This is a genomic window from Maricaulis maris MCS10, from assembly GCF_000014745.1.
Classification (GTDB): Bacteria; Pseudomonadota; Alphaproteobacteria; order Caulobacterales; family Maricaulaceae; genus Maricaulis; species Maricaulis maris_A.
On sequence record NC_008347.1, the window covers coordinates 16,394 to 29,178 of the forward strand.

Annotated in this window: 9 protein-coding genes; 3 read left to right on the forward strand and 6 right to left on the reverse strand. The window is 62.9% G+C overall.

Annotated features, from left to right (window positions below):
* Nucleotide 1 precedes the first annotated feature (1 nt).
* The 4 genes from MMAR10_RS00075 to MMAR10_RS00090 form a co-directional block, all read right to left on the reverse strand.
* The gene (locus MMAR10_RS00075) at nucleotides 2-1,006 is read right to left on the reverse strand and encodes a hypothetical protein (RefSeq protein ID WP_011641958.1); all 1,005 of its coding nucleotides are present in this window, start codon (nucleotides 1,004-1,006) and stop codon (nucleotides 2-4) included.
* 62 nt (nucleotides 1,007-1,068) lie between these two features.
* Complete coding sequence (gene polA / locus MMAR10_RS00080) at nucleotides 1,069-3,855, reverse strand: DNA polymerase I (protein WP_011641959.1); 2,787 nt, start codon at nucleotides 3,853-3,855, stop codon at nucleotides 1,069-1,071.
* Nucleotides 3,856-4,066: 211 nt separating this feature from the next.
* Entirely contained in the window at nucleotides 4,067-4,465 is a 399-nt protein-coding gene (locus MMAR10_RS00085) for a hypothetical protein (protein ID WP_150099664.1), read from the reverse strand.
* Nucleotides 4,466-4,730: 265 nt separating this feature from the next.
* The gene (locus MMAR10_RS00090) at nucleotides 4,731-6,935 is read right to left on the reverse strand and encodes a prolyl oligopeptidase family serine peptidase (protein WP_011641961.1); all 2,205 of its coding nucleotides are present in this window, start codon (nucleotides 6,933-6,935) and stop codon (nucleotides 4,731-4,733) included.
* Nucleotides 6,936-7,019: 84 nt separating this feature from the next.
* Here MMAR10_RS00090 and dapF point away from each other — a divergent pair, with 84 nt between their 5' ends.
* Together dapF and MMAR10_RS00100 are read left to right on the forward strand one after the other, a co-directional pair.
* Nucleotides 7,020-7,838: a diaminopimelate epimerase gene (gene dapF / locus MMAR10_RS00095; RefSeq protein WP_041636650.1), complete on the forward strand. Its 819-nt coding sequence runs from the start codon at nucleotides 7,020-7,022 to the stop codon at nucleotides 7,836-7,838.
* Nucleotides 7,839-7,946: 108 nt separating this feature from the next.
* Nucleotides 7,947-9,269, forward strand: a complete 1,323-nt coding sequence (locus MMAR10_RS00100; RefSeq protein WP_011641963.1) for a hypothetical protein — start codon at nucleotides 7,947-7,949, stop codon at nucleotides 9,267-9,269.
* A gap of 36 nt (nucleotides 9,270-9,305) precedes the next feature.
* Here the strand turns inward: MMAR10_RS00100 and MMAR10_RS00105 are convergent, their stop codons facing one another.
* A complete protein-coding gene (locus tag MMAR10_RS00105; RefSeq protein WP_011641964.1) occupies nucleotides 9,306-9,683 on the reverse strand; it encodes a hypothetical protein in 378 nt (125 codons plus the stop codon).
* A 157-nt stretch (nucleotides 9,684-9,840) separates the two neighbouring features.
* Here MMAR10_RS00105 and MMAR10_RS00110 point away from each other — a divergent pair, with 157 nt between their 5' ends.
* On the forward strand, nucleotides 9,841-10,368 hold the full coding sequence (locus tag MMAR10_RS00110; protein ID WP_011641965.1) for a CC0125/CC1285 family lipoprotein: 528 nt from the start codon (nucleotides 9,841-9,843) through the stop codon (nucleotides 10,366-10,368).
* A gap of 69 nt (nucleotides 10,369-10,437) precedes the next feature.
* Here MMAR10_RS00110 and MMAR10_RS00115 read toward each other — a convergent pair whose 3' ends face one another.
* Complete coding sequence (locus MMAR10_RS00115) at nucleotides 10,438-12,681, reverse strand: TonB-dependent receptor family protein (RefSeq protein WP_011641966.1); 2,244 nt, start codon at nucleotides 12,679-12,681, stop codon at nucleotides 10,438-10,440.
* Between the last annotated feature and the right edge of the window lie 104 nt (nucleotides 12,682-12,785).

Here is a 12,785-nt window from a genome sequence, read left to right on the forward strand (position 1 = left end):
GCTAGGCGAGGGCCTCGCGGTAGGTTGTCTTCAACGCATCGGGAATGGTGTCGATGGTGTCGATCACGTCACAGAAACGGGTTCGAAGGAGAGCTTTGAGCGCATCTGACAACGGCAGGTCGGTGAAGCCCTCGGTGATATCGTCATGGGCGCCGCCGAGCAGGGCCTGCAACTCGTCGGCGCTGGACAGCTCGCTGACCCGCCGCGCAGCCCACAGGCGGGACTGGTTGAATTGCGCCAGGAAGTGATCGCGCTCCTTTGCCACGTGCGCAGGCACCTTGCGAAAACCGGCCCAGGCCGTGGCCACACCACCAATCACCTTGTTCAGGCGGGCAAACATGACCATGCGCTCGCGCAAGGACACATTGGAATAGCTGTCATCCTCAGCTACGCGCTTGAGCGCCGCCCCTCTCGGTATCGGTGCGTCAAGCGCCGCTTTGTAGCGGGCCCAGAAAGCATCGGGCTCGTGCCGCATCTCGTCGGCGGAAAGGAAGACCACCCGCTGGAAATGCTGCGAATAAGTCGCCTGGATATGGGCGAGATCGAGTGCATGTTCCACCAGGGCGCCGTGGGTAGCGAGAAATTCGGCGCCATTTCCGAAGCCGCCTTCCTTGATTGACTGCTCATGCGCGGCGCGGACCCAGTCCAGCGGGTTGCGGACAAGAAAAAGCGCCGTGTGTGAAATCCGGGCCTGTCCGGTGATGCTGGCGGCGACCCGGTGCAGGTCAGCAATTTTGGGCAGGAGTTTCGGCTGGTCCATATAAGCCCAGGCGAACCCTTCGGACGAGGCGATCAGCGTTGTGCCTGCCTTTGGGGTGACGCCGAAATCGAGCCGCGGAAGTCCGGTTAGCTGACCCTTGGCGGCGAGTTGCCGCGCCGCATTGGCGGCCGCACCGAGATTGGACGCAGTGTACTGCTTGTCCTCACCCCAGACGCTCTGAAGGAATGTGGACCCGCATTTGGGCAGGCCGAAATGGATGAACTTGGCTTGATATGGCTGAGCCATGCCGGCTGCTCCTTAAGATTAGGCGGGTCTGGCGCGATTTACTCGCCAAGATCGCGTTTGATTCAATGAGCTTCACCCCAGGTCCGTCCCGCCTTCGCGTCCACCACCAGCGGCACGCTCAGCTCCAGCGCGGGCGAGCAGGCCTCACCCATCACCTTTGCTGTCAGCGCAATCAGATCGGCGGCCTGGTTTTCCGGCACTTCAAACACCAGTTCATCATGCACCTGGAGCAGCATTTTCGCATCGAGATTGGCGGCGTTCAGCGCGTCATCCATGCGGATCATGGCCCGGCGGATGACGTCGGCGGCTGAGCCCTGGATCGGGGCGTTGATGGCCTGGCGTTCGGCGAACATGCGCATATTGGGGTTTTTGTCGCGAATGCCCGGGAAATGGGCGCGGCGGCCGAAAATGGTCTCGACATAGCCGGTCTCGGCGGCCTTGGCCTTCATCTCATCCATATAGGCGCGGATGCCGGGGAATTTCTCGAAATAGGCGTCGATGAAGGCCTTGGCCTCGTCGCGCTTGACCCCGATCTGGTTGGCCAGGCCGAAGGCGGAAATGCCGTAGATGACGCCGAAATTGATCGCCTTGGCCTTGCGCCGGACCATCGGATCCATGCCCTCGATCGGCACGCCAAACACTTCCGAGGCGGTCATCGCATGGATGTCGGTGCCGTCCCGGAAGGCCTGTTTGAGGCTTTCAACGTTGGCGATATGGGCGAGAAGGCGCAGCTCGACCTGGGAATAATCGGCGGCGACCAGGACATGGCCCGGTTCGGCGATAAAGACTTCGCGGATCTGGCGGCCAGCCTCGGTGCGGATCGGGATGTTCTGCAGATTGGGCTCGGTCGAGGACAGGCGCCCGGTCGTGGTCGCGGCCAAGGAGAAGGAGGTGTGGACGCGCTTCGTGTCGCGATTGATATGGGCGAAGAGGCTGTCGGAATAAGTCGACTTCAGCTTGGCAAACTGGCGGTATTCCAGCAGCGCGACCGGCAGGGCATGGCCCTCGGCCGCGAGCTGGTCGAGCACGGCGGCATCGGTCGACCAAGCCCCGGTCTTGGTCTTCTTGCCACCGGGTAACCCCATCTCTCCAAACAGGATTTCCCCGATTTGTTTCGGTGACGCAACGTTGAAGTCGCGGCCTGCGGCCTCATGGGCCTCGGCCTCGGCGGCCATCATCTTCTGGCCGAAATCGGAGGACAGGCGATTTAGCTGGTCCGGATCGACCTTGATGCCGACCCGCTCCATTTTCGACAGCACATCGGCCATCGGCCGTTCCAGCGTCTCATAGACCGTCGCCATTTTCTTGGCGACCAGGGCCGGTTTCAGGATTTCCCACAGCCGCAGCGTGATGTCGGCATCTTCGGCGGCATAGAGCGTCGCCTTGTCCAGCGGCACCTTGTCGAAGGTGATCTGGTTCTTGCCGGTGCCGCAGATCTCCTTGAAGGGGATGCAGGTATGGCCCAGATGAAGTTCGGCCAGCGCGTCCATGCCATGCCCGTGCAGGCCGGCCTCCATGACATAGGAGATCAGCATGGTGTCGTCATAGGGCGCGACATCAATGCCATAGCGCGACAACACGCCGAGATCATATTTGAAATTCTGGCCGATCTTCAGCACGGCCGGGTCTTCCAGCAGGGGTTTCAGTACCTTCAGCGCCTGATCCATCGGGATCTGTTCCGGCGCGGCGCCGGTGTCGAACATGTCGCCCGTGCCCTGCGGGTCGACATGGGCGAGCGGGATATAGCAGGCCCTGCCCGGCGCTGTGGCCAGCGAAATGCCGACCAGGCCGGACGCGGTCGAGGACAGGGCATCGGTCTCGGTATCAACGGCGATCTGGCCGGCTTCGAAGCTCTTGGCGATCCAGCGCTCGAGCGCCTCCATTGTCGTTACGCACTCATAGTCGTCGCGATTGATGGGCGCCGTGGCATCGCCGGTCTCATCGGCCCGCGGTCCGCCCAAAGCTTCTTCGACCTTGCGGGTGAAGGAGCGGAATTCCATCTCCCGCAGGAAGGGGACGAGGACGTCTGGATCGGGCTCGGCAAGACCGAATTCCTCCAGCCTTTCCGGCATGGGCGCATCGAGTTTCAGGGTCACCAGGTCGCGCGAGATGCGGGCATCCTCGGCATGGGCGAGCAGTTTTTCGCGCCGGCCCTTCTGCTTGATCTCACCGGCCCGCTCGAGCAGCGTGTCGAGATCGCCGTATTCATTGATCAACAGCGCCGCCGTCTTCACGCCGATACCGGGCACGCCGGGCACATTGTCGACGCTGTCGCCGGCCAGGGACTGGATATCGATGACCTTGTCCGGCCCGACGCCGAACTTTTCCATCACTTCAGGGACCTGGATGCGCTTGTTCTTCATGGCGTCGAACATGGAGACCTTGTCGGTCACCAATTGCATCAGATCCTTGTCCGACGAGACGATGGTGACATCCGCACCCAGCGCCTCGGCCTGGCGGGCATAGGTGGCGATGATGTCATCGGCCTCGTAATTCTCCAGCTCGACACAGGGCGTGCCGAAGGCGCGGGTCGCATCGCGGATGATGGAGAATTGCGGGATCAGATCTTCCGGCGCCGGGGGCCGGTTGGCCTTGTAGAGGTCATAGAGATCATTGCGGAAGGTCTTGCCGGAATGGTCGAAGATCACCGCCAGGTGCGACGGCTGATCGTCACCCTTCAGGTCTTCCAGCAGCTTCCACAACATGTTGCAAAAGCCCTGCACCGCCCCGGTTGGCGTCCCGTCGGTCCGGGTCAAAGGTGGCAGTGCGTGATAGGCCCGGAAGATATAGCCCGACCCGTCGATCAGATAGACGTGGCTGGTCTCGTCGACGGGTTTGGTCGTGGCCATGGGGTGTGTCTCCGGGCGGATCGGCAGGCGGGCAAATCAGTTGCGGGCGAGACTAGCGCGGGCGAGGCGTCCGGTCATGGGTGGAGTGCGGTGGCGATTGGGAGGAGCGAGGTCCCAAGCCAGCTTTCTCTTGATCCAATGTCATCCCGGGCGGATGACCTGCTCAGGGCCCGGCTTGCGTCCGGGAGGACAACCGGAAATCCTCCCCGTCTCAACTCACCGCCCAGGCCAGCGCCCCGCCTGCCACCACTGTGAACGGCGCCATCGCTTGCAGCGACCAGGGCGGCAAATGCCTTGCCCAGAATTTCGCATAGGCGTGGTGCCAGCGACGGGGTGCGATGGCGATGAGCGCGGAGCTGCCGACGATGAACACCCCGGCCCAGAAAAAGGCCTGCGGCCAGGTCGTGGCGTCGGCCACGCCGATCAGGGCCAGGCCGACCAGGGCGCGCAGGGCGTGTTCGCCAAAGTGGATGAACGGTGTCGATCCCATGGCCTCCAATGCCTTGAGGGCCAAGCCTGGCCGCAACAGGCATAGCCCGGCGACGCCGATCAGCCAGACCGCAAACAGCTGGACGATCAGACGGGAGAGGTCGGTGATGAACTCGGTCATGGGAGCAAGGTGTATCGCGGCGTCGGTTTGGTTCAATGGCAATCGCAGGTCATCGACCATCAAGGGGATGGACCTGACCGCGCAAAGCTCACCTCTCTCCGATCGGTGAGAGGGAAGTGCGCCCCGACAGAAAAATCCAGGAACCTTGCCCTTCCCTCCCATCATCCGGCGCATAAGCGTGTGGGGACGAGGGTGCCTGCCAGACGCCTACAAAAAAGGCCCCGGAGCCTTAGCTCCGGAGCCTTTCTTCTGCATCAGGTCGACCCTATTCGGCGTCGAGCGGATCGGTATCATCCATCAGCTTTTGCATCAGGAAGGTGTAGAGCAGTGCTTCACTGCGGGCCCGCTCCTCGAGATTGGCGGCGGCGGCGTGACCGCCTGCCATGTTCTCGTAGTAGAGATAGTCATGGCCCAGCTCTTCCAGAAGATGCGCCATCTTGCGGGCATGGCCCGGATGGACGCGGTCATCCTTGGTCGAGGTGTAGAGGTAGATTTCCGGATAATCGCCGTTCGCATCGACATTGTGATAGGGCGAGATCGAGCGCAGGAAACCGCCCTCATCCGGATCTTCCGGATTACCATATTCACCCATCCAGGACGCGCCGGCCAGCAGCGTGTGATAACGCAGCATGTCCAGCAGCGGCACGGCCGAGACAACGGCGTTCCACAGGTCCGGACGCTGGGTGTACATGACACCGGTCAGCAGACCGCCATTGGAACCGCCATAGACGCCGAGATGACGCGGGCTGGTGATGCCACGGGTCGACAGGTCCTCGGCGACCGCAATCAGATCGTCATAGATGCGCTGGCGATCCATTTTCAGGCCCGCCTGGTGCCAGGCCGGTCCGAACTCGCCCCCACCGCGGATATTGGCGACCACGTAGGCGCCGCCATTTTCCAGCCACAGCTGGCCGCGTGAACCGGAATAGCTCGGGCGGATGGAGACCTGGAATCCGCCATAGGCGTAAAGCAGGGTCGGCGTTGTGCCGTCCATAACCGTGTCTTCGCGGCGGACCACGAAATAGGGCACCATCGTGCCGTCCGGAGAGGCGGCTTCGAGTTGTTCGACCACCAGGCCTTCGGCGTCAAAGCGGGCCGGGATGGACTTGATTTCCTCGACCGTCAACTCGGCCGCATCGACCATGAAATAGCTGTCCGGCGTCAAAAAGCCTTCGGCATTCATGAAGGCAACATCGTGATGATTGTCAGTGCCGCGCAGGCTGATCGTCATGTTGGCGGGAACCGGAACGGTCTCCGACGACCATTGTCCGTCGGCAAAGTGGAAGGCTTCGAGACCGCCGACGACATTCTCGTCGATCGCGACCAGGAAGGCCGAGGCCGTCGAACCCATGCCACCCAGCGATTGGCGCGGGCCCGGCACGAAGACCGTGCGGACGTCCGGCAGCTCACCGGTGGCGGCAAATTCAGCCATGTTGAAGGACAGGAGCGCGCCCTGCGGGAAGGTTTCTCCGCCCTCCACAGGTGTCCAGTTTTCCTCGATCGTGAAGACCAGCTCGCCCTGGTAGAGATCCTGGATCGACGACTTGCTGGGCAGTGGCAGCTGCACCGGACCGGCGTCGGCCGGCAGGTACCACCAGCTCGTGTCGTAGAAAGTATTGGCTTCGGACGCCATCATGTAGACGGTGCCGTCATGGTCCTCGGCGCGAAAGGCAAAGAGACCCACATCGTCCTGGTCGCCGCGCACCACTTCAGTGGCATCGGCGAGATCGGTGCCGCGTTCCCAGCGGTAGGCAACCGAGGGATAGCCCGAGCTGGTGGAGTCTTCCGGCGAGGTCGCCAGGCCGACCATCAGCGTATTCTCGTCGATCCAGCTGACCCCGCCCTTGGCTTCCGGCGTCTCGAAACCACCGTCGACAAAGGCTCGGTCGGTGATGGAAAACTCCCGGCGGACCGCCGCGTCGGAGCCGCCATCCGACAGTGTCAGAATGCAGCGCTCATAGGCCGGCGCCAGACAATTTGAGCCGCGCCAGACCCAGTTGCGGTCTTCAGCTTCGGACAGGGCATCGAGGTCGAGCACCACGTCCCATTCCGGCGCGTCGGTCAGATAGCTTTCCAGCGAGGTCCGGCGCCACAGGCCGTGCGTGTGTTCGGCGTCCTGCCAGAAATTCCAGATATAGCCGCCGGAATAGGAGCCGTAGGGAATGCGGTCCTCGGACTGGGCAATGGCCAGCGCCTGATCGTACAGGCCCTGATAGCGCTCATCGCCTTGCAGACGGGCGAATGTGCGCTCGTTCTGACCCTCGACCCATTCAATGGCCTGCTCGCCCTCGACCTCTTCCAGCCAGACCCGCGGATCATTATTGGGATCGATTTCGACGATCTGGCGTTCCGCGGGCGCCTCAGGTGTCGTGTCGGCCAATTGGTCGCCCTCATTGCTGGCAGGCTGTGTGCAGGCCGCGAGGATGGCGGCGCTGGCAGAGATCGCCCAAAACGTCTGATAAAATTTCATCAGTCTCTTCCCTCTGATGTGTGTGCCGCAATTAACACCGGAGCGGTGCTGGACGTAAAGGGACGGGAGCGTTATCGCAGCAGGATGATCGCTCGTCTGATGAATGGTGCCGGCAACAAGTTCATCCTCGCCGATGTGCGCGGCCGGGCTGGTGTGTTCAACCTGTCGGCGGATTCGGTGAAGGCGATGGCACGCGCCCACCCGTTCGACCAGCTTCTGGTGCTGGAAGACAGCGACACGTCGGACGCCTTCATGCGTATCTGGAATTCCGACGGCGACGAGGTCGGCGCCTGCGGCAATGGGACCCGCGCTGCGGCCTGGGCGATGATGCAGGAAACAGGTTCCGACACGCTGAGCCTCGACACCGCAGGCGGTGTCCTGTTGGCCCGCGATGCCGGTCCGATGTCAGTCAGCGTCGACATGGGTGAGCCCCGCCTGGACTGGACGGAAATTCCGCTCGTCCGCCCGATGGACACCCTTCAGCTCGACTTCGCCGTGGAGAAGGATGGCGTCCGGATCGAGGCACCCGGGGCCGTTTCGATGGGGAATCCCCACGCGGTCTTCTTCATCCGCGACATCGCCAACTTTCCGGTCACCGGTCTCGGCCCGGTCGTCGAGCATGCCCCGCTGTTTCCGGAGCGGGTCAATGCCGGTTTCGCGCAGATCCTGGACGCCCGCCATATCCGGTTGCGCGTCTGGGAGCGGGGCGCCGGTATCACGGCCGCCTGCGGTACCGGCGCCTGCGCCGCGCTGGTCGCCGCACACAGGCGGGGCCTGTGCGATCGCCAGGCCATGATCCATGCCGATGGCGGCGATCTTTCGGTCGAATGGCGCAAGAGCGACAACCACGTCATCCTGACCGGGCCGGTCGAGGATGAAGGACCGATTGAACTGGACATCTGATCCGGTCAAAACCGCGATGCACGCGGCTGTGACTTCCAGACTTGGCAAATTCTCATATTATCCCCGAAACGGTCGCAAGCAGGCCGCGTTCGGGGGGAAACTGGGCACATGGCATTCAAACCATTGATGACACTTCAGTCGCTGGCAATTGCCACGGCATTCATGGGCTTGCTGGCCCAACCGGCTCGCGGGCAGGACGAGGATGCCGTCGCGCCGACGCCGCAGACCATTGCCCTGGAACTGTTCAGCGAAGCCGGACGTTCCCTGCGGGCGGGTGACACCGAAAGCGCCCGCCGCCTGATGCTGGCCGCACTTGATCTAAAGCCGGCCCACCCGGCGGTGCTGCGCGCGCTGGTGACAATCGCGACACGGGCCGAACGCGCCGAGGATGGTTTTGAGGCGCTGGATGGCATGGTCCGGGCAGGTCTGGTCTTCGAGATCGGCGATGAGACACTGGCCTTGCTCGAGGCGGCAGACAGTGACCGCCTGGCTGCCATCCAGGCAGAGCTGGTCGCTAATGGAGCGCCCACGGGGCGCGGTGAAATCGTCGCCCGCATCCATGCACCCGACGCCCTTATTGAAGGGGTGGCCGTGGACATCGAGACGGACCGGATCTTCGTGTCTTCCGTCGCCCGGCGCGAAATCCTGCTGCTGGAACCCTTTGCTCGTGACGAACCGGTTGTCTTCGCTGACCGGGAGGACGGGCTGTGGTCGGTTTTCGGCCTGTTCGTGGATGACCGCACGCGGATGCTGTGGGCGGCCTCGGGCACAGTTCCGCAGACACCGCTGGACGAAGGAGAGGCCGAGGGGACAGCCCTGTTCGCCTTCGACCTCGTTTCGGGCGAGCTGTACCGGCGCTACACGATCGACGGTGCTGTGCAGATGGCCGATTTCGTGGTCCGCGATGGCAGCGCCTTCATTTCGGACAGCCAGGCGCCACGGGTCTATCGGCTCGACAATGTGTCCGGCGAACTGGAGGTCTTGGCCGAGGACCCGCGCTTTGTCAGCCTGCAAGGCGTGGCACTGGCCCGCGGAGCACTGTATGTCGCCGATTATTCCATGGGGATCTGGCGGGTTGACCTGGTCGATGGCAGCGCCAGCCTGGTGCGCGCCTCGGATGTCAGCCTGATCGGGATTGACGGATTGCGCCAGACCCGGGACGGCCGGATCATTGCTGTGAGAAACGGCGCCGCGCCACACCAGGTCATGGCTATTGATCTCGATCCGACGGGCGTTGAAGTTGCCAATGTCGAGGTCTTGCTGCGCGGACATGTGGCCATGAGCGACAATACCGAGCCGACCCTGGTTGATCTCGCTGACGGTCGGGCTTGGCTGGTGGCCAATGCCGCCTGGCCACTTTTCCCGGCTGATGGGTCGGTCCCTGAAGAGACACGCCCCTCAACCGCGATCGTGGAGTTGGACCTGCGCTGACCAGACGGGTCTGCCGGATGGCAAATCTACACGCCGTCAACCGGCGTCGAGGCTCAAACCGATGCCGCAGGCCTGCTGGATGACCCGATCGGCGTCCTCTGCCCGCTGGCGCAGGGTCGCCAGCTGGTCGGCCGACAGATGTTCGGCATCTTCGTTGTCGGCTATCAGGGTCGGGTCCTCGGAGATGCGTCGCAGGTCGGGTATGGCCAGTGCCAGCACATGCATCTGGGCATGGGTGAAACGTGAGCCGGCCTCCCGGACAATGCAGGTGCAGACAGGTTCCGCGAAACCGGCCTCTATGCAGACATGCTGAATGCCCGCGCCGTCTTGCGGGTCGCCCGCAAAAGCTGCGGAGGAGGTCATCCAGCCACTCAGTGCAATCGCCGCGAAACTGGCTCGTCCGATCCGGTTCATTTCTCCCCCAATCTGTCCGATATCACCGATCCGGTGTTTGACGCCGGACCCGACGCCCCTATGCTCCCCGAGGTGAGGAGTCCGCCTGCTGAAACGGTAGAGGACGAGTCATATAAAATGAGGCGAGGGACCGCCAAGCGAAAAAAGGAGCCCCATCATGAGGCGAGTTTTGATCACATTGGCCAGCCTGGCTGCCTTGGGCGGCTGCGCGACACCGACGCCCTATCAGGCGGCCGAGGGCTCGCGACCCGGTTTTACCGAAACGCGGATCGAGTCCAATCGCTATCGCATTTCTTTCGAAGGCAACTCATTGACCGACCGCGAGACGGTCGAGACCTATCTGCTCTATCGGGCGGCCGAGCTGACCGTCGACAACGGGTTTGACTATTTTACCGTCGTCAACCGGGCGACCGACGAGGACACCCGGGTCATGGCTTCCGGCATTGGCCGCTCGCCCTATGCCGGCTTCAGCGTGCAGCACGCTTATTTCCATCCCCGTTGGGGGTGGCGTGGCTGGCACGACCCGTTCTGGGATGATGTCAGCTATCGCGAGAGCACGCGATATGAAGCCAGCGCCGAAATCTATCTGGGCCGCGGGACCAAGCCCGATGACCCCAGCGCATTCGGGGCCCGCGACGTGATGGACAATCTTGGTGACCAGATCGTTCGGCCGGTATCGGACTGACCCGGTCGATCAAAAACAAAAAAGGCCGGGGCTCGCCCCGGCCTTTTTCGCTGATCAATATGGTCGACGTCAGAAGTCGACCGACAGGCCGAACAGCACGGCACGTGGTGCGCCTGGACGGAGACCGGCCGGTCGGCGGGCAACGGTATAGATCTCGTCGGACAGGTTCCGGACCGAAATGCGGGCCCGGACCAGCTCGCTGACGGCATACCAGGCTGATGCATCAAGAACGGTGTGCGCATCAACGCTTTCAGCGGCCGGGATTGTGCCCTGCCCGGCGACAGTGCGGACCTCATCGACCCAGGACAGCGACACCTCGCCGCCGAAACGGCCGGCATCGAGCCCCAGGGATGCGAACATCTGGTGCTCCGGAATATAAGGCAGGGCATCACCGGCCTGGACATTGCCCCATGGCCCGAAACCCGAATTGAAGCCGGTCTGGAATTCGGCATCGGTCCAGGTGTATGCGAGCCGGACCGGCAGCTCGATGCCGTCAATGCCGGCGATCGCGGCCAGGTCCGCATCACCGGTCAGCTCCAGGCCGAACACATCAACCTTGCCGCCATCAAACTGGTCGCCAATCGCGCAACCACCGCCGGTGGAGTTGGTGCAGGTGCCGATCAGGTTCTGGTAAGCATTGAAGAAGCCGATCGCCTCGACGCTGAACATCTCATCGCGGAAGCGGGTTCCGAATTCCCAATTGGTCGCGTCCTCGGCCTCCTGGGTGGTCGAGCCTGGCGCCGGCGGCGCGAAACCACGATGAACGCCGCCGAACAGCGTCCAGTTGGCATCGAGGTCGTAGCGAACACCCAGACCCGGAACAAAGGCCTCGACGGTGTTTTCACGAACCGTCAGGCTGGCTCCGGTGCGGGTCGGGTCATTGCGGCCATAGTCTTCGCGGCGCAGCTCGATCTGCTCATAGCGCAGGCCCGGCGTGACGACCCAGCGGCCGAACGCGATCTCGTCCTGCACAAAGATCGCGACAGCCTCTGCTGTTTCGATGCGGTTGGAATCCGAACCTGGCGCATCGACCGAGGTCAGCACCAGCTGGCCATTGTCCATCCGGAAATTTTCGCGCCACTGGAAACGATCCATCTCGTCCTGGTGCACGCGCAATCCGACACGCCAGCCATGGCTGGCATCGCCGAACGCGGCTTCACCGGCCAGCTCGAGCTGGACGCCTTCGGCGGCATAGTCGCGATTATTGTGCTTGATCAGTACGGCATCATCGGCCGAGACCAGTCCCGCGCCACCTTGGATGATCGCGAACGCAGCGGCATTGCCGGTCGGGTCCGACAGGATGGACGAAATCGAGGCCGAGGACGCGGCACCGGCGCCGTCCGGATCAACCCGATCGAGCTTGAACCAGTCGCGGGCAAAAGTGGTGGTGTAGGCAACGGCTGACAGCTCGACGCCATTGGAAAACTCGGTGCGATAGCGCAGCGACCACTCGGAGTGCTCGGCATCCATCTGGTCGAGCTGGCTGGCCGCATAACGACGGAAGGGGTCGGCGGCGAAATCGGCGTCGGTCAGGCCGAGATAGGTCTCGTTGGACAGCTCGTCGGAATACTGCCCTTTCAGCTCGAACATGTGGGTCAGCCCGCCCGCATCGAGCTCGACCCGCAGCTTGCCGACATAGTCCTCAATGTCATAGCCGGTCGACGCGTCCGACATGCCGTCGATGACCTTGAAGCCGTCAGCGCTGTCAAAGAAGCCCTCGATCAGGCCACCGATACGCAGCCCGTCACCGGCGTCTGTCATGCCGCCGATATGGGCGTGGGTCCGGCGGGTATTTTCATCACCGGCCCAGACCGTGACGCGACCGGACAGGTCTTCGGGGACCGGCGTCGACAGCAGGTTCAGCGAGCCACCCTGGCTGCGCGGGCCATAGCGTACCCCCGCTGCGCCCTTGATGACTTCAACACCGGCCATGCGCCCGGCATGCGGAAAATAGTAGGCGGCAGGGGCGGCGTAGGGTGCGGGCGAGATGAGGACGCCGTCTTCCATCAGGGTGATTTTTTCGGAACGATCGAGACCGGTGCCGCGCATACCGATATTCGGGCGCAGGCCGTAGCCGTCTTCTTCCTGGATATTGACGCCCGCCACGGTCCGCAACAGGCGGGTCACGTCGGCATAGTCATGGACCGCGAGATCCTCGGCGGTCAGGAGGTCAGCCGAACCGGCGATAGCATCGGCATCGCCATTGAGGCCGATGACCGTGATCACATCCGTAGCGGCGGCCGTTTCGACCTGGCCATGGGCGGCGCCGGCAAGGGCGGCAAGAGCGGTGGCGGAAAGCAGAATTTGACGCACGATGAATGTCCCGGAGTTTGCGTTTGCAAGTGATCCGCAATTACGGGCCAAATCACTCCGAGTCCACCGTCAATGAGAGTGATTTTCAGTTTCTGTGCGAAAGT

What these genes read in the sequence shown, in the direction of transcription:
- MMAR10_RS00090 (WP_011641961.1), bottom strand. Translation starts at nt 6,935, where the DNA reads ATGAAATTTTATCAGACGTTTTGGGCGATCTCTGCCAGCGCCGCCATC.
- MMAR10_RS00105 (WP_011641964.1), bottom strand. Translation starts at nt 9,683, where the DNA reads ATGAACCGGATCGGACGAGCCAGTTTCGCGGCGATTGCACTGAGTGGC.
- MMAR10_RS00075 (WP_011641958.1), bottom strand. Translation starts at nt 1,006, where the DNA reads ATGGCTCAGCCATATCAAGCCAAGTTCATCCATTTCGGCCTGCCCAAA.
- MMAR10_RS00085 (WP_150099664.1), bottom strand. Translation starts at nt 4,465, where the DNA reads ATGACCGAGTTCATCACCGACCTCTCCCGTCTGATCGTCCAGCTGTTT.
- dapF (WP_041636650.1), top strand. Translation starts at nt 7,020, where the DNA reads ATGATCGCTCGTCTGATGAATGGTGCCGGCAACAAGTTCATCCTCGCC.
- polA (WP_011641959.1), bottom strand. Translation starts at nt 3,855, where the DNA reads ATGGCCACGACCAAACCCGTCGACGAGACCAGCCACGTCTATCTGATC.
- MMAR10_RS00100 (WP_011641963.1), top strand. Translation starts at nt 7,947, where the DNA reads ATGGCATTCAAACCATTGATGACACTTCAGTCGCTGGCAATTGCCACG.
- MMAR10_RS00110 (WP_011641965.1), top strand. Translation starts at nt 9,841, where the DNA reads ATGAGGCGAGTTTTGATCACATTGGCCAGCCTGGCTGCCTTGGGCGGC.